Here is a 19025-nt window from a genome sequence, read left to right on the forward strand (position 1 = left end):
TAATTCCGTGCGGGCTTGCACCACTAGGGAAAGTGCTAGGTTGTCGCATCAGACGGGGGCGTTTAATCTTCGTTCCAGTTCTGATGCACCGAATTTGCAGGTGGAGAACGAGGAGACAGTCGAGGCACGAAGTGCCCGCGAGAAAGCGCTGTTGGACGGAATCCAACAGCGCTTTTCTTTTATGCCTTCGATTCGTGCATCCGCCTTTCCCTCCCTCGTATTGCCCATTCTCGAGCGTATCCGGCCCAGCGCTCGTGCGCCGTACAATCCCGGCGATGCTTCCCACGGCTGCACGCGTTCCCGCATTCAGCTTCGTCATTCGCCCGATGAAGCGGCCCATGCTTCGCCTTTTCCAGTGATTTTTTATCCGACCATTGCTGCAAGCAAGGTCGCCTCACGATACGATCTTTCGTTCGGAATCCGAAATAAGTCGGCCGGCATGCTGGCCGGCTACGTTTAACGCTCTGAAAAAAAGCATCTGGAGAATCGAGAATGACGGTAAAACGATGGGTGCGCGGCGGCTTTGCGCTCACTTTGATTTGCGGCGCCGGCGCAGCGTTCGCTCAAGTGAAGATCGGTGTGGTGCTCTCGACGACAGGGCCCGCCGCTTCGCTCGGCATCCCGGAAAAGAACACGATCGAACTGTTGCCGAAAGAGATCGGCGGCAAGCGCGTCGATTACATCGTGCTCGACGATGCGACCGATACGACGAAGGCCGTGCAGGATACGCACAAGCTCGTCGACGAAGACCATGTCGATGCGATTATCGGCTCGACTGTCACGCCGAACTCGCTCGCAATGATCGATGTTGTCGCGCCAGCCAAGACGCCGATGATCTCGCTTGCCGCGTCCGCGAAAATCGTCGAGCCGATGGACGACAAGCGCAAGTGGGTTTTCAAGACGCCGCAAAACGATAGTCTGATGGCTGATGCGATCGCCGAACACATGGCGAAAGCGGGTGTGAAGACGGTCGGCTTCATCGGCTTTGCCGACGGCTACGGCCAGAGCTGGCTCACCGAGTTCAAGCATGCGGCGAGCGTGCATGGACTGAAGGTCGTCGACGACGAGAAGTACAACCGCACCGATACGTCGACGACGGGACAGGTGCTGAAGCTCGTCGCCGCGCGCCCCGACGCGGTGCTGATTGCGGCGTCGGGCACACCCGCCGCGTTGCCGGCGAAAGAGCTGAAAGAGCGGGGCTACAAGGGCAAGGTGTATCAGACGCACGGCGTTGCGAACAACGACTTCCTGCGCGTATGCGGCAAGGATTGCGACGGCGAGATTCTGCCGGCCGGTCCAATTCTCGTCGCCGATCAGCTCCCCGACTCGAATCCCGTCAAGAAGTCCGCGCTCGCGTACGAGACGGCCTATGAAGCGGAGTACGGCAAGGGCTCTGTCGTCACGTTCGGCGGCCATGCCTGGGACGCGGGCCAGATGCTGCAAAAGGCGATTCCTGTCGCGTTGCAGACGGCGCAGCCGGGCACCGAAGCGTTCCGCACGGCGCTGCGCGGCGCGCTCGAAAATCTCAAGGATCTGCCCGTCTCGCACGGAATCATGACGATCACGCCCACCGATCACAACGGCCTCGACAAACGCGCGCGCGTCTACGTGCAGATCGTCGACGGCAAATGGAAGGTCATCGGCGAATAAGCATGGATTTATCGATCGCGGCCATCCTCGCGCAAGACGGCATCACGACGGGCGCCATTTACGCGCTGCTCGCGCTGGCGCTCGTGCTCGTCTTCTCGGTCACGCGCGTCATCTTCATTCCGCAAGGCGAGTTCGTCTCCTATGGCGCGCTGACGCTCGCGATGCTGCAAGCGAACAAGGCCCCGCCGACGGCACTGCTGTTGATCGCGCTCGGCGTGGCCTGCTTCGTCGTCGAGACGATCGGCGTGGTGCGGCGGCCGGAGCGGCGTCGGCATTGGCCGCGAACGCTTGCGCTCAGCGCCGGCCGCTATCTGCTCTTTCCGCTCGCGGTCTACGCGTTGACGGCGCATTTGGCCGCGCTCGCGCTGCCGATGATCGTCCAGGTCACGTTGACGCTTGCCATCATCGTGCCGATGGGGCCATTCATTTATCGGCTGGCTTACGAGCCCATCGCCGAGGCGACGACGCTGTTGCTCTTGATCGTCGCGGTGGCCGTTCATTTTGCGATGGTCGGTCTCGGGCTGCTCATGTTCGGCGCCGAAGGCTCACGTACGACGCCGTTTTCCGATGCGTCGTTCAGCGTGGGCACCCTCTTGGTGGCCGCGCAGAGCCTGTGGGTCGTCGTGACCGCGCTGGTGCTCATCGTCGCGCTCTACGTCTATTTCGACCGGTCGATTTCGGGCAAGGCACTGCGTGCGACGTCGATCAACCGCCTCGGTGCGCGGCTCGTCGGCATCGGGACGGCGCAGGCCGGGCGGCTCGCGTTCACGCTCGCGGCCGGGCTCGGTGCACTCTCGGGCGTGCTCGTCGCGCCGTTGACGACGATCTACTACGACTCCGGCTTTCTGATCGGCTTGAAAGGCTTCGTCGGCGCGATCATCGGGGGGCTCGTGAGCTATCCGCTGGCTGCAGCGGGGTCGCTGCTCGTCGGTCTGCTCGAATCGTATTCGTCGTTCTGGGCGAGCGCCTACAAGGAGATCATCGTCTTCACGCTGATCATCCCGGTGCTGCTGTGGCTCAGCGTTACGCGGCCCCGCGTGGAAGAAGAGGAGGAGGAGTGAAGCGTTTGAGCGCGAACCGTCTCCCATCGCTCAAGAAGCCGTTCTGGCTTTTTCTCGTCGTCATTTTCCTGCTGCCCGTTCTGCCGGCGCCCGTGCGCGTCCCGGAGTACTGGATCACGCTTTTCAACTACATCGGGCTCTACTCGATCGTCGCCATTGGTCTCGTGCTGTTGACGGGCATCGGCGGCATGACGAGTTTCGGGCAGGCGGCGTTCGTGGGTATCGGCGCCTATGCCACGGCCTATCTGACGACGAATTTTGCCCTCTCGCCGTGGCTCGCGCTCATCGCCGGTATCGTGCTGACGGCTGCCATTGCTCTCGTCATCGGCGGCGTGACGATGCGCCTTTCCGGGCATTTTCTGCCGCTCGGCACCATCGCCTGGGGCCTGTCGCTCTATTACATCTTTGGCAACGTAGACTGGCTCGGCAAGTACGACGGCATCAACGGCATCCCGGCACTGTCCTTCTTCAGCCTCTCGCTGGCGTCGGGCCGCGGCATCTACTACCTGATCTGGGCCGTGGCGCTCATGTCGGTCATCTCCGTGCAGAACCTGCTCGACAGCCGGCCCGGTCGCGCCATTCGCGCGCTACGCGGCGCCAGCGTCATGGCGGAGGCGATGGGCGTCGATACGGTATGGATGCGCATCGTCATCTTCGTCTATTCGGCCGTGCTCGCCGCCATTTCCGGATTCCTCTACGCGCACCTGCAGCGAGCCGTCAATCCGACGCCGTTCGGCCTAAATCACGGAATCGAATATCTATTCATGGCCGTCGTGGGAGGCGTCGCGCATGTTTGGGGTGCGATTCTCGGCGCGGCGATTCTCACCGTCCTGCAGGACTACCTGCAGAGCGTGTTGCCGACGCTGTTGGGCCAGAGCGGCAATTTCGAGATCATCGTCTTCGGCGTGCTCATGGTTGTGCTTCTGCAATATGCGAGGCAGGGCGTTTGGCCGTTCGTCGCGCGTTGGTTTCCGCGCGACCCGTCGGCTCGCGCTCCCGCATCCGCCGCGGCTTTGCCGCAGCGCACAAAACCGTCGACGGGCGGAGCCTTGCTTGTTGTCGACAGGGTTCGCAAAACGTTCGGAGGGCTCGTCGCGGTCAACGACGTCAGCTTCGAAGTCGCGGCGGGCGAAATCGTTGCGCTGATCGGACCCAACGGTGCGGGCAAGTCGACGACGTTCAATCTTGTGACGGGCGTCCTGCGCGCGACGAGCGGCACGATTCGCTTCGCCGGCGAGCGCATCGACACGCTCCGTTCACGTGAAATCGTGCGGCGCGGGATCGCCCGGACGTTTCAGCATGTCAAGCTGGTGCCCGGCATGACGGTGCTCGAGAACGTCACACTCGGCGCTCACCTGCGCGGATCGACTGGCATCTCGCGCAGCATCGCTCGGCTGAACGCGGCCGAGGAGGGTCGCTTGCTGGCCGAAGCCGCCAGCCAGCTCCGGCGCGTCGGGCTCGAGCAGCATATGGACGACGAGGCGGGCAGCCTCGCCCTTGGGCAGCAGCGAATCCTCGAGATCGCCCGTGCGCTTTGCTGCGATCCGGTGTTGCTGCTGCTCGACGAGCCCGCCGCGGGGCTTCGGTACCAGGAAAAGCAGCGGCTTGGCGAGTTGCTGCGTAGGCTCAAGGCCGAGGGTATGAGCATTTTGCTCGTCGAGCACGATATGGATTTCGTCATGAACCTGGCCGATAGAGTCGTCGTCATGGAGTTCGGCACACGCATCGCGCACGGTTTGCCGCGGGAAGTTCAAAACGACCCGGCCGTGCTGGAAGCCTATCTCGGCGGAGTGGAGTAGCCATGCACGAAACTGCGACAACGCCGATTCTCGCCGCGTCGGAACTCTCCGTGCGCTACGGGAAGGTCGAGGCGCTGCACGGCGTCTCGCTCGAAGTCTGCCGTGGGCAGATCGTCAGCGTGATCGGGCCGAACGGCGCGGGCAAGTCCACACTGCTCAATGCGGTCATGGGCGCGCTGCCGCCGGCAGGGCTTGCGGTCGGGCATATCCGGTACGGCGGTGAGGACATCGCCGCGCTGCCCATCGAGAAGCGCGTGGCACGTGGGATGTGCCTGGTACCAGAAAAACGTGAATTGTTCGCGTCGATGACGGTCGAGGACAACCTGGTGCTGGGCGCCTATCGCCGCAAGCGCGCAGGCGACCGTAATTTCCTGGATCAGCTCGACACCGTCCTGGAGCTGTTCCCGCGCCTCGCCGAGCGCCGGAAGCAAGCTGCCGCGACGCTGTCGGGCGGGGAGCGGCAAATGCTCGCGCTCGGGCGCGCGCTGATGGGCAAGCCCGACCTCCTGATGCTCGACGAGCCGAGCCTCGGGTTGGCGCCGCTCATCGTCAAAGAGATTTTCCATATCATCAGCGCGTTGCGGCGGACGGGCGTGGCGATACTCCTCATCGAACAGAACGCGCGCGCGGCGTTGCAGATTTCCGACTACGGCTACGTGCTGGAAACGGGGGAAGTGGCGCTGTCGGGCAACGCCGACGCGCTCGCGCATAACCCTCGGGTGGTCGAGACATATCTCGGGCTTGCGAAGAAGACGGCGTGAGCCGGCCGGTAGTTCGCGCGGCACGGATTGGGATAATGCGCACCCACGCTATTGTCCCGCTCGCCCGCGATGCCTGTGTCGCGGAGCGCCCGCTTCGCCAGCGGAAGACGGTTGTTTCACGTGAAACCTCCGTTAGCTGTTTAACGTAGAACACGGCTCCTCCGACGAACCCGCTATAATTTCGCGCATATCCTTTCTCGACAGGCCCGCGCGTATTCTCGTCGCGGGATCCGCAATGCTTTATCCCACAGAATTTGACGTCATCGTCGTCGGCGGTGGCCACGCCGGCACGGAGGCCGCTTTGGCCTCCGCGCGCATGGGCGCGAAGGCGCTGCTGCTGACACACAATATCGAAACGCTCGGACAAATGAGCTGCAACCCGTCAATCGGCGGTATCGGCAAGGGCCACTTGGTCAAGGAAGTCGATGCGCTGGGCGGTGCGATGGCAGCCGCAACGGACGAGGCCGGCATCCAGTTCCGAATTCTCAATTCGTCGAAAGGGCCCGCAGTCCGCGCCACGCGCGCACAGGCGGATCGCGTGCTCTATAAGAAGGCGATTCGTCATCGGCTCGAAAACCAGCCGAATCTTTGGCTGTTCCAGCAGGCCGTCGAGGATTTAATGGTCGAAGGGGATCGTGTCGTCGGTGCCGTGACGCAGGTTGGCATCCGTTTTCGCTCGCGCGCCGTCGTGCTGACGGCTGGCACATTCCTCGATGGAAAGATTCACGTCGGCCTCAACAACTACACGGGGGGCCGCGCCGGCGATCCGGCCGCCGTTTCGCTGTCGGCGCGCTTGAAGGAACTGAAGCTGCCGCAAGGTCGGCTGAAGACGGGTACGCCGCCGCGGATCGACGGTCGCTCGATCGATTTTTCGAAGCTCGAAGAGCAACCGGGCGACCTCGATCCGATCCCCGTATTCTCCTTCCTTGGCCATGTGGAGCAGCATCCGCGCCAATTGCCGTGCTGGGTGACGCATACGAACGAGGCGACGCACGACATCATCCGCGGCGGGCTCGACCGGTCGCCGATGTATACGGGCGTCATCGAAGGGGTGGGGCCGCGCTACTGCCCGTCGATCGAGGACAAGATTCACCGATTCGCGTCGAAGACGTCGCACCAGATTTTCCTCGAGCCCGAAGGTTTGACGACGAACGAGTTCTACCCGAACGGGATCTCGACGAGCCTGCCGTTCGACGTCCAGCTCGCGCTCGTGCACTCCATGCGCGGACTCGAGAATGCACACATCCTGCGTCCTGGCTATGCGATCGAGTACGACTACTTCGATCCCCGTGCGCTGAAGGCCTCGTTGGAGACGAAGGCGATCAAAGGGCTCTTCTTTGCGGGGCAGATCAACGGCACGACCGGCTACGAGGAGGCCGCCGCGCAAGGTTTGCTCGCCGGCATCAACGCGGGTTGCTTCGTGCTCGACAAGGCACCGTGGTCCCCACGGCGCGACCAAGCCTACCTCGGTGTGCTCGTCGACGATCTCGTGACGCGCGGCGTTTCGGAGCCGTATCGTATGTTCACGAGCCGCGCCGAGTACCGTCTCAGCCTCCGCGAGGACAACGCCGACATGCGGCTGACGGAGATCGGGCGCGAGCTTGGCGTCGTCGATGATGTCCGCTGGGACGCGTTTTCGCGCAAGCGCGATGCTGTTTCACGTGAAACAGAGCGCCTGCGGGCGACGTGGGTGAACCCGAAGACCCTTTCTGCCGAGGAAGCGACGGCGTTGCTCGGCAAGCCGATCGATCACGAATACAGTCTCGCGGATCTGCTGCGTCGCCCCGGCGTGACGTATGACGGGATCTGTGGCCTGCGCGGCGGCGAGTGTGGCCCGGCCGAGCCGCTCGCGGACGATCCGGTATTGCTGGCTCAGATCAAGGAGCAGATCGAGATCGGCGTGAAGTACCAAGGCTACATCGAGCGCCAGGCCGACGAGATCGAGCGCAACGAGGCCAACGAGAACACGCGCCTGCCGGAGGGCATCGATTACATGGCGGTGCGTGGACTGTCGTTCGAAGCGCGGCAAAAGCTCAATCAGTTCCGTCCGGAAACGATCGGGCAAGCATCGCGCATTTCGGGCATCACACCGGCGACGATCTCGCTGCTGATGGTTCATCTGAAGAAAGGGCTCGGTCGGCGCGCCGCGCCTCTCACGAACGACGATCATGGCGCGGACGCCGCTTCGGTTGCGCAATGACGGCGCCGCGTCCGAATTCGCGGCAAGCGATCGACCGAAATACGCTCGATGAGCTGTTGCGGGGCGGGGCGGTCGCGCTCGGCATCGCTCTGAGCGACGAGCAGGTGGAGCGGCTCCTCGATTACGTGGCGTTGCTCGCGAAGTGGAACACCGTCTACAACCTGACGGCGATTCGCGATCCGCGCCAGATGCTCGTCCAGCACATTCTCGATTCGCTTTCGATCGTGCCGCATCTCGCGGCGCGCGAGGGGGCGACGATTCTCGACGTCGGATCGGGTGGCGGGCTGCCCGGGATCGTGCTGGCCATCGCGTTTCCCGAGCGGGCGATCACGCTCAACGACATCGTGCAGAAAAAGACGGCTTTTCAGGCGCAGGCCAAAGCCGAATTGAAGCTGGCCAACGTTTCGGTGGTGACAGGGCGCGTCGAAACGCTGCGTCCCGGCATCGAAGTGTCGGGAAAATTCGACGCCATCGTCTCGCGCGCATTCGCAGAGCTCGCCGATTTCGTTACACTTTCGCGGCACTTGGTCAGCGCGCGAGGATCGATCTGGGCGATGAAAGGCGTGCGCCCCGATGCGGAGATTTCACGCCTGCCGACCGATGCGCGCGCGATGCAAGTCGTCCGATTGGCGGTGCCGTCGCTCGACGCGGAGCGGCATCTGGTCGAGGTGATGATCGAACATGGCGAGCCGATCGGCTCGCGCTAACGGCATGCGGCAAGGGCTCACGGCAGAAAAGCGCGGTGAAGAACTGAAGTAGCTCCGAGGATCCAGGAAACGATGGCAAAAATCTTCTGCGTCGCGAATCAGAAGGGCGGTGTGGGTAAGACGACGACGGCGGTCAACCTCGCCGCGAGTCTCGTATCGCAGGAGCAGCGCGTCTTGCTGATCGATCTCGATCCGCAGGGCAATGCGACGATGGGTAGCGGCATCAACAAGGCCGAGTGCGAAAACACCGTTTATGAAGTGCTCGTCGACGGTGTCTCTGTCGCCGATGCGCGCAAGAAGCCGGACGCAGTCGGTTACGACGTTCTGCCGGCGAACCGCGAACTCGCGGGTGCGGAGATCGAGCTCGTCGACGTGGAAAACCGCGAGCGACAATTGAAGGAAGCGATCGCACACGTCGCGAGCGACTACGACTTCATTTTGATCGACTGCCCGCCCGCGCTTTCGCTTTTGACGCTGAACGGACTCTGCGCGGCGCACGGCGTCGTCATTCCGATGCAGTGCGAGTACTTCGCGCTCGAAGGGCTCTCGGACCTCGTCAACACCATCAAGCAGGTGCATGCGAATCTCAATCGCGATCTGAAGATCATCGGCCTTTTGCGCGTGATGTTCGATCCTCGCATCACGCTGCAGCAACAGGTTTCCGACCAGCTCAAGGAGCACTTCGGCGACAAGGTGTTCGACGCGGTGATTCCGCGCAACGTGCGGCTTGCGGAGGCGCCGAGCTACGGCTTGCCGGGCGTGGTATTCGACAGGGCGTCGCGCGGTGCGCAAGCCTATGTGCAGTTCGGCGCGGAGATGATTGAACGCGTGCGCGCGCTCTGACGCGCCGCGCGAGACGAAAAAGCGGAAACGCGAGGAAAGCATGAATGCGGTAGCGAAGAAGAAGGGATTGGGACGCGGTCTCGAGGCTCTGCTCGGTGGTAGCACCGATATCACGGCCGCCGCGAAAAGCGAAGGGGCGCCGAACGTGCTGCCGCTCGCGAGGCTGCAGGCCGGCAAGTATCAGCCGCGCACGCGCATGGATGAAGGCAGCTTGCAGGAGCTCGCCGCGAGCATCCGTGCGCAAGGCTTGATGCAGCCGATACTCGTTCGCCCGGTATCGGCCGAGAAGTACGAAATCATCGCGGGGGAGCGGCGCTTTCGCGCGGCGCATCTCGCGGGCCTCGAGGAAGTGCCGGTGCTCGTCAAGGACGTGCCCGACCAGGCCGCCGCCGCGATGGCGCTGATCGAGAACATTCAGCGCGAGGACTTGAATCCGCTCGAAGAGGCGCAGGGCATCCAGCGGCTGCTCGACGAGTTCCAGTTCACGCACGAGCAGGCCGCTGAATCGGTCGGGCGCTCGCGCAGCGCCGTCTCGAATCTGCTGCGCCTGCTCAACCTTGCGGCGCCCGTGCAGACCATGCTGCTCGCCGGCGATCTCGACATGGGACACGCGCGCGCGCTGCTCGCCGTGGATGCCGCTTCGCAAATCACGCTCGCGAACCAGGTCGTGAACAAGGGGATGTCGGTGCGCGAGACCGAGCGCCTCGTCGCGGCGACGACGAAGGCCGAGCCGGCCGTGAAGGCGCGCGTCAACCATCATGACGGCGGGCGCGACACGCGGCGCCTCGAAGAGGAGCTTTCCGATCTGCTCGCGGCTTCCGTGAAGATCAAGCTCGGCCGCCGCGGGCGCGGTCAGCTCCAGATCGATTTCGGCGATCTCGACGCGCTCGAGGGGATCCTCGCGCGCTTGCGCGGCGGGCCCGCGGCGTGAGCCGCGGCGCACGTCGCCCTCGATCATGACGGCAGCCGACAAGGCGCGGCCCGCCCGCGCGAGCTGGCCGCTTCGCATGCGGCAATGCATTTCGTTCGTGGCGAAGGAGCCGATCCTGTCCGTGCTCGTCGTCGCGCTCGCCGCATTGCAGTGGCGGCATCCACAAGCATGGGGCGAATTGCCGCACCTCGTCGACTGGCCGACCGTCACGACGCTCGCGGGGCTCTTGATATTGACGAAAGCGGTCGAGCTGTCGGGCTTCCTGATGTGGCTCGCGCATCGCGTCGTGCATCGCGTGCATTCGGAACGCGCGCTCGCGTTCTTGTTGATCGGGCTCGCCGCCGTGCTGTCGATGCTCGTCACGAACGATGTCGCGCTCTTCGTCGTCGTGCCGCTCGTGCTGTCGCTGAACCGCCTGACCCCATTGCCCATCAAGCGGCTCACGATCTTCGCGGCGCTCTCCGTCAACGCGGGCTCGATCCTGACACCGCTCGGCAACCCGCAGAACCTGTTTCTCTGGCAGACGAGCGGCGTTTCGTTCGGACGCTTCGTGCTTGCGCTCGCTCCGCTTTGCGCCGTATTGATGGCGATGCTGTACGGCCTTGCGGCGTGCACCTTCGCGGGCCGGCCGCTCGACCTCTCGCGCGATGCGCCGACCGAGCGCGTCGACCGCGCCTATGCGGCAACGGCGGCGCTGCTCTTCGTCGCGTTCGTGCTGCTCGCCGATTCGCACCATCCGGGCATCGGCCTTGCCGGCATCGCGCTCGGCTTTCTCGTCTGGCGGCGCGATGCCGTGCTGAAGATCGACTGGGTGCTGCTCCTCGTTTTCGTGCTCATGTTCATCGTGCTTCGCAGCGTTGCGGCGTTGCCGCCGATACGCGAGACGATCGCGACGTTCGAGCTCGGCAAGCCGCTTTCGGCCTATCTCTCGGCGGCCGTGCTTTCCCAGGGCATCAGCAACGTCCCCGCGGCGATCATGCTGGCCGAGTTCACGAAGGATTGGCGAGCGCTCGCGTTCGGTGTGAGCGTCGGCGGTTTCGGCATTGCCATCGGATCGCTCGCGAATCTGATCGCCGTGAGGCTCGCCCGTGAGCGTGGGATCTGGCTTGGATTCCATCTCGTCTCGATCCCGTTCTGGGTCATCGGCGGGGCACTCGGCGCGTGGTTGCTGACCCTGCGTTGAAAGCCGATCGACAGCTGCGCGGCCCCCGTCGAAAGGACGCTTTCCGGCTCATTTTCGTCGCGGCTAAAGTCTTGAATCGCCTGCAACTATCGCTTACAATCCCCCGGATTTATCAGCTAGGCACCCCGTAAGCACGACGAAAGGCGGCGTGACGGAAGAGTCCGTGCGCGCGATGTAAGCGGCGGGTAGGAAAGGGTCTTTGCAGGATGACGGCGATGGCGGATCAACAGCCGAAAAAGAGGCAGGAGACACGCTCGCCCGACACCGCGCCCACCACCGCGAACGTCGGTCATGCTCGAACTTTCGACGATGCGTGGGATGCCGAGCAGCAAGACATAAATACCGTTCCGCTCACGCGGGCCGAAGCCGAGAAGTTGTTCGGCCCGACCGTGAGCCGTCCATCGCGCGTCACGCCGTTCAAGGTCGTGATGGCGCAAATGGTTTTGTCCCTGGTCGCGACGTTGTGTTGGTGGCTGTTTTACGAGCCGCCGGGCGCTGCTGCGCTGTCGGCGTTCCTGGGTGGGGCGGTTTGTTGGGTGCCGAGCGCGTTGTTCGCGGCACGTCTCAAGAAGGCAGGCGCGTCCGCATCGATCCTCACTTGGATGATCGGCGAAGCGCTGAAGATGGGGGTGACGGTTGCGATGTTCGTCGCGATCGGCTTGTGGTACCACGACGTGCGGTGGCTTCCGCTCATCGTCACCTATCTCATCGCGCTGAAGACGTACTGGATCGCGCTCGCCTGGCATTGAAGCGGTACCGGAAGGATTGAAGGCAGGTTGAAGTCGGCCGTCGCCGCTCCCGAGCGAGCGCGAGGCCGGCCTCTCCAGCGGGGTCGGCCTGTGCCGGCGCTCCGCCCCGAACGATTTTCGACAATTTGGGTGGCATTAACGATATGGCAGCGAACGAAGGCACGCACTTGGATCCGTCCGAGTACATTGCGCACCACTTGCAGAACCTGTCCACCGGACATCAGACGTCGATCATCGACTTCCACGTCTGGAATCTCGACACGCTTTTCTGGTCGATCGTCTGTGGTCTCGTCACGATCGTCTTGCTGAGGCTCGCGGCGCGCAAGGCGACGCCGGGCGTGCCGGGGCGCTTTCAATGCGCGGTCGAGATGCTCGTCGAGATGGTCGAGGACCAGTCGAAGTCGATCATCCACGGCAACCGCACCTTCATCGCGCCGCTCGCGCTGACCGTCTTCATCTGGGTCGCGCTGATGAACTCGCTCGACTTCATTCCCGTCGATCTGCCCGGGCGCATCATCGGCTGGCTCGGCTTGTCGAACGTGATCTCGCATCATCGCATCGTGCCGACGGCGGACCTCAACGGCACCTTCGGCATCGCGCTCGGCGTATTCGTGCTGATGCTCTACTACAACTTCAAGATCAAGGGTCCCGGCGGATTCGCCCATGAGCTGCTCTCCGCACCGTTCGGCGGACATCCGCTGCTCTGGATTCCCAACCTCGCGCTGAACATCATCGAATACGTCGCCAAGACGGTTTCGCTGGCGCTGCGGCTCTTCGGCAACATGTACGCGGGCGAGCTGCTCTTCCTGCTCATTGCGTTGCTCGGCAGCCTCTGGACGTTCGGCGCCGACACCAGCGTGCTCGGCTTCATCGGACACGTGATCGCGGGCAGCGTCTGGGCGATCTTCCACATCCTGATCGTCTTGCTGCAAGCGTTCATCTTCATGATGCTGACGCTCGTGTATATCGGCCAGGCGCACGACAAGCACTAAGCGAAGGCGTGCAAAGCGGATTCTTTTCGTTTCCCTAAATCCAGTTCTAAAAAGTCTTTTACAAAGGAGTGATCATGCAAGCTTTCATCGCCAACATCCAAGGTCTGACCGCCATCGGTATCGGCATCATCATCGGCCTGGGTGCAATCGGCGCCTGTATCGGTATCGGTCTCATGGGCGGCAAGTACATCGAAGCCTGCGCCCGTCAGCCTGAACTGATGAACCCGCTCCAGACCAAGATGTTCCTGCTCGCTGGTCTGATCGACGCGGCGTTCCTGATCGGCGTCGGTGTGGCAATGCTGTTTGCGTTCGCGAACCCGCTGCTCTCGAAGCTCGCGGGCTGACGTTTCCGGGGGGAGTTTGCGCCGCGTCGATTGGGAGCGCGGCGCAGGGGCGAAACGGAATGAGAGGCGCTGATCGATCGCGATATCGATGAGCGCCTTACCGTTTCACTTTCCGTATCAGCAACATTTGAGGAAACACCGTGAATCTGAACGCAACCCTGTTTGCGCAAATGGTCGTCTTCCTGATCCTCGCGTGGTTCACGATGAAGTTCGTGTGGCCGCCGCTGGTCAACGCGCTCGACGAGCGCGCGAAGAAGATCGCAGACGGCCTCGCGGCGGCCGAAAAGGGCAAGACGGAGCTCGAAGCCGCGCACAAGCGCGTCGACCAGGAGCTTGCCTCCGCGCGCAACGAAGGCCAGCAGCGCATCGCCGACGCCGAGAAGCGCGCGCTTGCCGTGGCCGACGAGATCAAGGCCAACGCGCAGGCCGAGGCGGCCCGCATCGTCGCGCAGGCGAAAGCCGATGCCGAGCAGCAAGTCGTCAAGGCTCGTGAAGCGTTGCGCGCCGAAGTCGCCGCGCTGGCCGTCAAAGGTGCCGAGCAAATCCTGAAGCGCGAGATCGATCAGGCGGCCCATGCCGAATTGCTCAATCAACTGAAGACCGAGCTCTGATCATGGCCGAACTTGCAACCATCGCTCGCCCGTACGCGGAAGCGCTCTTCGATGTCGCCGAGCGCGGCGACGTCGCCGCCTGGTCCGCTCTCCTGCAGGAGCTGGCACAGGTTGCGCGTCTGCCCGAAGTGCTGTCGGTCGCCACGAGCCCGAAGGTGACGCGCGAGCAAGTCGTCGAGCTGTTGCTCGCCGCGGTGAAGTCGCCGCAAAAGGATGCGCCCGAGGTCAGGAATTTCGTGCGGATGCTCGTCGATAACCATCGGCTCTCGCTGCTGCCCGAAATCGACGTGCAGTTCGAAGAATTGAAAAACGCTCGCGAAGGCGCGGCGGACGCGCTGATCGTCAGCGCATTTCCGCTCGAAGGTGAGCCGCTCGCCGAGCTCGTCGGGAGTCTGGAACGCAAATTCAAGCGTAAGCTGAAGCCCACAGTCGAGGTCGACGCGTCGCTGATCGGGGGCGTGCGCGTGACCGTCGGCGACGAAGTGCTCGACGGCTCCGTGCGCGCGCGGCTTGCACGCATGCAGGTTGCGCTGACCGTTTGACGGCGCTCGACGCCCATGAGCGGCGACGAACGGCACAAGCGGCGGCGGCCCTGCCGCGACAGACGAACACAGGCGGAACAGGCGACGCGGATAGACGCGCCCGGCATGCAACAGAATTGAACATCAGGAGCGAATAATGCAACTCAATCCCTCTGAGATCAGCGAGCTGATCAAGAGCCGGATCCAGGGTCTTGAAGCGAGCGCCGACGTTCGCAACCAAGGCACCGTGATCTCCGTGACCGACGGTATCGTGCGCATCCACGGTCTGTCGGACGTGATGCAAGGCGAAATGCTCGAATTCCCGGGCAACACGTTCGGTCTCGCGCTGAACCTCGAACGCGACTCCGTCGGCGCCGTGATTCTCGGCGAATACGAGCACATCACGGAAGGCGACATCGTCAAGACGACGGGCCGCATTCTCGAAGTGCCGGTCGGTCCCGAATTGATCGGCCGCGTCGTCGACGCGCTCGGTAACCCGATCGACGGCAAGGGCCCGATCAACGCCAAGCTCACCGACGCGATCGAGAAGATTGCCCCGGGCGTGATCTGGCGTAAGTCGGTGTCGCAGCCCGTGCAGACGGGCCTGAAATCGATCGACTCGATGGTGCCGATCGGCCGCGGCCAGCGTGAGCTCATCATCGGCGACCGCCAGACCGGCAAGACGGCCGTCGCCATCGACGCGATCATCAATCAGAAGGGCAAGGACCTCATCTGTATCTATGTCGCGATCGGCCAGAAGGCATCGTCGATCATGAACGTCGTGCGCAAGCTCGAAGAGACGGGCGCGCTCGATTACACGATCGTCGTCGCGGCATCGGCTTCGGAATCGGCGGCCATGCAGTACCTGGCGCCGTACGCCGGCTGCACGATGGGCGAGTACTTCCGCGATCGCGGCCAGGACGCGCTCATCATCTATGACGACTTGACGAAGCAGGCTTGGGCCTATCGTCAGATCTCGCTGCTGCTGCGCCGTCCGCCGGGCCGCGAAGCGTATCCGGGCGACGTCTTCTATCTGCACTCGCGTCTGCTCGAGCGCGCCGCGCGCGTCTCGGAAGAGTACGTCGAGAAGTTCACGAACGGCGAAATCAAGGGCAAGAGCGGCTCGCTGACGGCACTGCCCGTCATCGAAACGCAAGCGGGCGACGTGACCGCGTTCGTGCCGACGAACGTCATCTCGATCACGGACGGTCAGATCTTCCTGGAAACGGACCTCTTCAACGCCGGCATCCGTCCCGCGATCAACGCGGGTATCTCGGTGTCGCGCGTCGGCGGTGCCGCGCAGACCAAGGTCATCAAGAAGCTTTCGGGCGGTATCCGTACCGACCTCGCGCAGTATCGCGAGCTCGCCGCGTTCGCCCAGTTCGCGTCCGATCTCGACGAAGCCACCCGCAAGCAGCTCGAGCGCGGCCGCCGCGTGACGGAGCTGCTCAAGCAGCCGCAATATCAGCCGCTGCAAGTGTGGGAACTCGCCGTCGCGCTCTTCGCCGCGAACAACGGCTACCTCGACGACCTCGATGTGAAGGATGTGCTGGCGTTCGAGAAGGGTCTGCGTGAGTACCTGAAGACGAGCCATGCCGAGCTCATCAAGCGCATCGAAGACGCGAAGGACTTGTCGAAGGACGACGAGGGCGCGCTCCATGCCGCGCTGAAGGACTTCAAGAAGTCGGGTGCTTATTGATCAGCGAGGCAAATGACCCGAGTCGTGCGCCGGCTGTTACCGGCGGCGCGCGGCTTCGATCAGGGAGCAAGCAATGGCTGGAATGAAGGAAATCCGCGGCAAGATCAAGAGCGTGCAGAACACGCGCAAGATCACGAAAGCGATGGAGATGGTGGCCGCATCGAAGATGCGCCGCGCGCAGGAGCGCATGCGCGCCGCCCGCCCATACGCTGAGAAGGTCCGCGACATCGCTGCGCACATGAGCCGCGCGAACCCCGAGTATCGTCACCCGTTCATGGTGCCGAACGAGGGCGCGAAGGCGGCCGGCCTCATCCTCGTCACGACGGACAAGGGGCTGTGCGGTGGCCTCAACACGAACGTGCTGCGCGCCTCCGTGCAAAAGTTCAAGGAGCTCGAGCAGAAGGGCCAAAAGATCGAGGCCACGGCCATCGGCGGCAAGGGCTTCGGGTTTCTGAACCGCTTCGGGGCGAAGGTCGTGTCGCACGTCGTGCAGCTCGGAGACACGCCGCACCTCGAAAAGCTGATCGGCGCCGTGAAGGTGCAGCTCGACCTCTACTCGGAAGGCAAGCTCTCGGCCGTGTACCTCGCTTACACGCGCTTCATCAATACGATGAAGCAGGAGCCCGTGCTCGAGCAGCTGCTGCCGTTGTCGGCCGAGCATTTCGAAGGCGACGAGTCGACGCCGCGCTCGACCTGGGACTACATCTACGAGCCGGATGCGCAGACCGTCGTCGACGAGTTGCTCGTCCGCTATGTCGAGGCGCTCGTCTACCAGGCCGTCGCGGAGAACATGGCGTCCGAGCAGTCGGCGCGCATGGTGGCGATGAAGGCCGCGTCGGACAACGCGAAGACCGTGATCAGCGAGCTGCAGCTGTCGTACAACAAGAGCCGCCAGGCCGCGATCACGAAGGAATTGTCGGAGATCGTCGGCGGCGCCGCCGCGGTGTGACGCGGCTCTCGCGATGAGCCGTCGTCACGGACGACGCCAGCTCGAGACAGCGCCTTTGCGCGAGTGAAGAATTGAGTATCTAAAGGAAAAGCGATGAGTACAACTGCTTTGGTGGAAGGCAAGATCGTACAGTGCATCGGCGCCGTGATCGACGTGGAGTTCCCGCGCGAGCAGATGCCGAAGGTCTACGACGCCCTCGTTCTCGAGGGGACGGATTTGACGCTCGAGGTGCAACAGCAGCTCGGCGACGGCGTCGTGCGCACGATTTGTCTCGGCGCGGCCGAAGGCCTGCGTCGCGGCGTGACCGTCAAGAATACGGGCAAGCCGATCAGCGTGCCGGTCGGCAAGCCGACGCTCGGCCGCATCATGGACGTGCTGGGCCGTCCGATCGACGAAGCCGGTGCGATCGAGAGCGAGAACATCCGCTCGATCCACCAGAAGGCGCCGCAGTTCGACGAGCTTTCGCCGTCGACGGAGCTGCTCGAGACGGGCATCAAGGTGATCGACTTGATCTGCCCGTTCGCGAAGGGCGGCAAGGTGGGCCTCTTCGGCGGCGCCGGCGTCGGCAAGACCGTCAACATGATGGAGCTCATCAACAACATCGCGAAGGAGCACGGCGGCTACTCCGTGTTCGCGGGCGTGGGCGAGCGTACCCGTGAAGGGAACGACTTCTACCACGAAATGAAGGACTCAAACGTGCTCGACAAGGTGGCCCTCGTCTACGGCCAGATGAACGAGCCGCCGGGCAACCGTCTGCGCGTGGCGCTGACGGGTCTGACGATGGCCGAGCATTTCCGTGACGAAGGTCGCGACGTGCTCTTCTTCGTCGACAACATCTACCGTTTCACGCTGGCCGGTACCGAAGTGTCGGCACTGCTGGGCCGGATGCCGTCGGCGGTGGGCTATCAGCCGACGCTCGCCGAGGAAATGGGCAAGCTGCAGGAACGCATCACGTCGACGAAGACGGGCTCGATCACGTCGGTGCAAGCCGTCTACGTGCCCGCGGACGACTTGACGGACCCGTCGCCGGCCACGACGTTCGGCCACCTCGACGCGACCGTCGTGCTTTCGCGCGACATCGCCTCGCTCGGTATTTATCCGGCCGTCGATCCGCTCGATTCGACCTCGCGTCAGATCGACCCGAACGTGATCGGCGAAGAGCACTACACGACGACGCGCCGCGTGCAGCAAACGCTGCAGCGCTATAAGGAGCTGCGCGACATCATCGCGATTCTCGGCATGGACGAGCTTTCGCCCGAGGACAAGCTGTCGGTCGCGCGTGCGCGAAAGATCCAGCGTTTCCTGTCGCAGCCGTTCCACGTCGCCGAGGTGTTCACGGGCGCGCCGGGCAAGTACGTGCCGCTCAAGGAGACGATCCGCGGCTTCAAGATGATCGTCGACGGCGAGTGCGATCATTTGCCCGAGCAGGCGTTCTACATGGTCGGCACGATCGACGAAGCCTTCGAGAAGGCCAAGAAGATCCAGTAAGGGTCGGGTGTAATGGGGATCTGAGTGAGGCGCTGACGCGCCTGCTCAGGCCGACATGGAGTCGATATGGCAACGATCAAAGTAGACGTCGTCAGCGCCGAAGAGCAGATCTTTTCGGGCCAGGCGAAGTTCGTCGCCCTCCCGGGCGAGGCGGGTGAGCTCGGCATTCTGCCGGGGCACACGCCGCTCATCACGCGGATTCGCCCCGGTGCCGTGCGCATCGAGGCCGAGAATGGCGACGAGGAGTTCGTGTTCGTGGCGGGGGGCATTCTCGAAGTGCAGCCCGGCGCGGTGACGGTGCTTGCCGACACGGCGATCCGCGGCAAGGATCTCGACGAGGCGAAGGCGGACCAGGCGCGCAAGCGTGCCGAAGAGGCGCTGCAGAACTCGGGCTCGAACCTCGAGTATGCGACGGCGCAAGCCGAGCTCGCCTATGCGGTCGCGCAGCTTGCGGCCATTCAGCGCTTGCGCAAGATGCGGACGACGCAGCACTGACCGACGAACCGACGCAAGGTCGGCTACGATGCCGTTCGGCGA

At 63.5% G+C, this 19025-nt stretch carries 19 protein-coding genes; all 19 read left to right on the plus strand.

Translation table 11 applies throughout. The annotated features are described in order from the left end of the window. Positions 1 to 40 precede the first annotated feature (40 nt). The 19 genes from B0G57_RS31380 (at position 41) to B0G57_RS15900 (ending at position 18983) form a co-directional block, all read left to right on the plus strand. Positions 41 to 460 (plus strand): hypothetical protein, encoded by a 420-nt coding sequence (locus B0G57_RS31380; protein WP_189595312.1) that lies wholly within the window; start codon positions 41 to 43, stop codon positions 458 to 460. A gap of 32 nt (positions 461 to 492) precedes the next feature. Beyond that, positions 493 to 1650 (plus strand): ABC transporter substrate-binding protein, encoded by a 1158-nt coding sequence (locus tag B0G57_RS15815; RefSeq protein ID WP_018441366.1) that lies wholly within the window; start codon positions 493 to 495, stop codon positions 1648 to 1650. Between the two features lie 2 nt (positions 1651 to 1652). Then, entirely contained in the window at positions 1653 to 2711 is a 1059-nt protein-coding gene (locus tag B0G57_RS15820; RefSeq protein ID WP_018441367.1) for a branched-chain amino acid ABC transporter permease, read from the plus strand. Next, entirely contained in the window at positions 2708 to 4510 is a 1803-nt protein-coding gene (locus tag B0G57_RS15825) for a branched-chain amino acid ABC transporter ATP-binding protein/permease (RefSeq protein ID WP_018441368.1), read from the plus strand. The genes B0G57_RS15820 and B0G57_RS15825 overlap by 4 nt, the downstream gene beginning before the upstream one ends. A gap of 2 nt (positions 4511 to 4512) precedes the next feature. Then, complete coding sequence (locus tag B0G57_RS15830; RefSeq protein ID WP_018441369.1) at positions 4513 to 5271, plus strand: ABC transporter ATP-binding protein; 759 nt, start codon at positions 4513 to 4515, stop codon at positions 5269 to 5271. Between the two features lie 235 nt (positions 5272 to 5506). Then, on the plus strand, positions 5507 to 7471 hold the full coding sequence (gene mnmG / locus B0G57_RS15835) for a tRNA uridine-5-carboxymethylaminomethyl(34) synthesis enzyme MnmG (RefSeq protein ID WP_018441370.1): 1965 nt from the start codon (positions 5507 to 5509) through the stop codon (positions 7469 to 7471). Then, positions 7468 to 8178, plus strand: coding sequence for a 16S rRNA (guanine(527)-N(7))-methyltransferase RsmG (rsmG, locus tag B0G57_RS15840; protein ID WP_018441371.1), 711 nt, complete (start codon positions 7468 to 7470; stop codon positions 8176 to 8178). Before mnmG ends, rsmG begins: the two co-directional genes overlap by 4 nt. 72 nt (positions 8179 to 8250) lie before the next feature. Continuing rightward, positions 8251 to 9021: a ParA family protein gene (locus B0G57_RS15845; protein ID WP_018441372.1), complete on the plus strand. Its 771-nt coding sequence runs from the start codon at positions 8251 to 8253 to the stop codon at positions 9019 to 9021. Between the two features lie 40 nt (positions 9022 to 9061). Further along, positions 9062 to 9952 (plus strand): ParB/RepB/Spo0J family partition protein, encoded by an 891-nt coding sequence (locus tag B0G57_RS15850; RefSeq protein WP_026229792.1) that lies wholly within the window; start codon positions 9062 to 9064, stop codon positions 9950 to 9952. Positions 9953 to 10028: 76 nt separating this feature from the next. Beyond that, the gene (locus tag B0G57_RS15855; RefSeq protein WP_026229793.1) at positions 10029 to 11135 is read left to right on the plus strand and encodes an SLC13 family permease; all 1107 of its coding nucleotides are present in this window, start codon (positions 10029 to 10031) and stop codon (positions 11133 to 11135) included. A 215-nt stretch (positions 11136 to 11350) separates the two neighbouring features. Next, positions 11351 to 11884 carry an ATP synthase subunit I gene (locus B0G57_RS15860; protein ID WP_181321766.1) on the plus strand — a complete coding sequence of 178 codons (534 nt, stop codon included), beginning with the start codon at positions 11351 to 11353 and terminating at the stop codon, positions 11882 to 11884. A 143-nt stretch (positions 11885 to 12027) separates the two neighbouring features. After that, positions 12028 to 12876: a F0F1 ATP synthase subunit A gene (gene atpB / locus B0G57_RS15865; RefSeq protein ID WP_018441376.1), complete on the plus strand. Its 849-nt coding sequence runs from the start codon at positions 12028 to 12030 to the stop codon at positions 12874 to 12876. A gap of 74 nt (positions 12877 to 12950) precedes the next feature. Further along, a complete protein-coding gene (atpE, locus tag B0G57_RS15870) occupies positions 12951 to 13220 on the plus strand; it encodes a F0F1 ATP synthase subunit C (protein ID WP_007180033.1) in 270 nt (89 codons plus the stop codon). A 140-nt stretch (positions 13221 to 13360) separates the two neighbouring features. After that, positions 13361 to 13831 (plus strand): F0F1 ATP synthase subunit B, encoded by a 471-nt coding sequence (locus B0G57_RS15875; RefSeq protein ID WP_018441377.1) that lies wholly within the window; start codon positions 13361 to 13363, stop codon positions 13829 to 13831. A 2-nt stretch (positions 13832 to 13833) separates the two neighbouring features. After that, on the plus strand, positions 13834 to 14373 hold the full coding sequence (locus B0G57_RS15880) for a F0F1 ATP synthase subunit delta (protein WP_018441378.1): 540 nt from the start codon (positions 13834 to 13836) through the stop codon (positions 14371 to 14373). Positions 14374 to 14509: 136 nt separating this feature from the next. Further along, a complete protein-coding gene (atpA, locus tag B0G57_RS15885; protein ID WP_018441379.1) occupies positions 14510 to 16051 on the plus strand; it encodes a F0F1 ATP synthase subunit alpha in 1542 nt (513 codons plus the stop codon). A gap of 73 nt (positions 16052 to 16124) precedes the next feature. After that, positions 16125 to 17000 carry a F0F1 ATP synthase subunit gamma gene (gene atpG, locus B0G57_RS15890; RefSeq protein ID WP_026229794.1) on the plus strand — a complete coding sequence of 292 codons (876 nt, stop codon included), beginning with the start codon at positions 16125 to 16127 and terminating at the stop codon, positions 16998 to 17000. Positions 17001 to 17093: 93 nt separating this feature from the next. Next, entirely contained in the window at positions 17094 to 18488 is a 1395-nt protein-coding gene (gene atpD, locus B0G57_RS15895) for a F0F1 ATP synthase subunit beta (protein WP_026229795.1), read from the plus strand. Between the two features lie 66 nt (positions 18489 to 18554). Beyond that, the gene (locus tag B0G57_RS15900) at positions 18555 to 18983 is read left to right on the plus strand and encodes a F0F1 ATP synthase subunit epsilon (RefSeq protein ID WP_018441382.1); all 429 of its coding nucleotides are present in this window, start codon (positions 18555 to 18557) and stop codon (positions 18981 to 18983) included. Positions 18984 to 19025: the final 42 nt, after the last annotated feature.

Origin of the sequence: Trinickia symbiotica (genome assembly GCF_002934455.1) — a bacterium.
Lineage (GTDB): Bacteria > Pseudomonadota > Gammaproteobacteria > Burkholderiales > Burkholderiaceae > Trinickia > Trinickia symbiotica.

Excerpts from the sequence above, each read along its gene's own strand:
- B0G57_RS15815 (WP_018441366.1), top strand. The coding sequence starts at position 493 with ATGACGGTAAAACGATGGGTGCGCGGCGGCTTTGCGCTCACTTTGATT.
- B0G57_RS15820 (WP_018441367.1), top strand. The coding sequence starts at position 1,653 with ATGGATTTATCGATCGCGGCCATCCTCGCGCAAGACGGCATCACGACG.
- B0G57_RS15830 (WP_018441369.1), top strand. The coding sequence starts at position 4,513 with ATGCACGAAACTGCGACAACGCCGATTCTCGCCGCGTCGGAACTCTCC.
- mnmG (WP_018441370.1), top strand. The coding sequence starts at position 5,507 with ATGCTTTATCCCACAGAATTTGACGTCATCGTCGTCGGCGGTGGCCAC.
- rsmG (WP_018441371.1), top strand. The coding sequence starts at position 7,468 with ATGACGGCGCCGCGTCCGAATTCGCGGCAAGCGATCGACCGAAATACG.
- B0G57_RS15845 (WP_018441372.1), top strand. The coding sequence starts at position 8,251 with ATGGCAAAAATCTTCTGCGTCGCGAATCAGAAGGGCGGTGTGGGTAAG.
- B0G57_RS15850 (WP_026229792.1), top strand. The coding sequence starts at position 9,062 with ATGAATGCGGTAGCGAAGAAGAAGGGATTGGGACGCGGTCTCGAGGCT.
- B0G57_RS15855 (WP_026229793.1), top strand. The coding sequence starts at position 10,029 with ATGCGGCAATGCATTTCGTTCGTGGCGAAGGAGCCGATCCTGTCCGTG.
- B0G57_RS15860 (WP_181321766.1), top strand. The coding sequence starts at position 11,351 with ATGGCGGATCAACAGCCGAAAAAGAGGCAGGAGACACGCTCGCCCGAC.
- atpB (WP_018441376.1), top strand. The coding sequence starts at position 12,028 with ATGGCAGCGAACGAAGGCACGCACTTGGATCCGTCCGAGTACATTGCG.
- atpE (WP_007180033.1), top strand. The coding sequence starts at position 12,951 with ATGCAAGCTTTCATCGCCAACATCCAAGGTCTGACCGCCATCGGTATC.
- B0G57_RS15880 (WP_018441378.1), top strand. The coding sequence starts at position 13,834 with ATGGCCGAACTTGCAACCATCGCTCGCCCGTACGCGGAAGCGCTCTTC.
- atpA (WP_018441379.1), top strand. The coding sequence starts at position 14,510 with ATGCAACTCAATCCCTCTGAGATCAGCGAGCTGATCAAGAGCCGGATC.
- atpG (WP_026229794.1), top strand. The coding sequence starts at position 16,125 with ATGGCTGGAATGAAGGAAATCCGCGGCAAGATCAAGAGCGTGCAGAAC.
- atpD (WP_026229795.1), top strand. The coding sequence starts at position 17,094 with ATGAGTACAACTGCTTTGGTGGAAGGCAAGATCGTACAGTGCATCGGC.
- B0G57_RS15900 (WP_018441382.1), top strand. The coding sequence starts at position 18,555 with ATGGCAACGATCAAAGTAGACGTCGTCAGCGCCGAAGAGCAGATCTTT.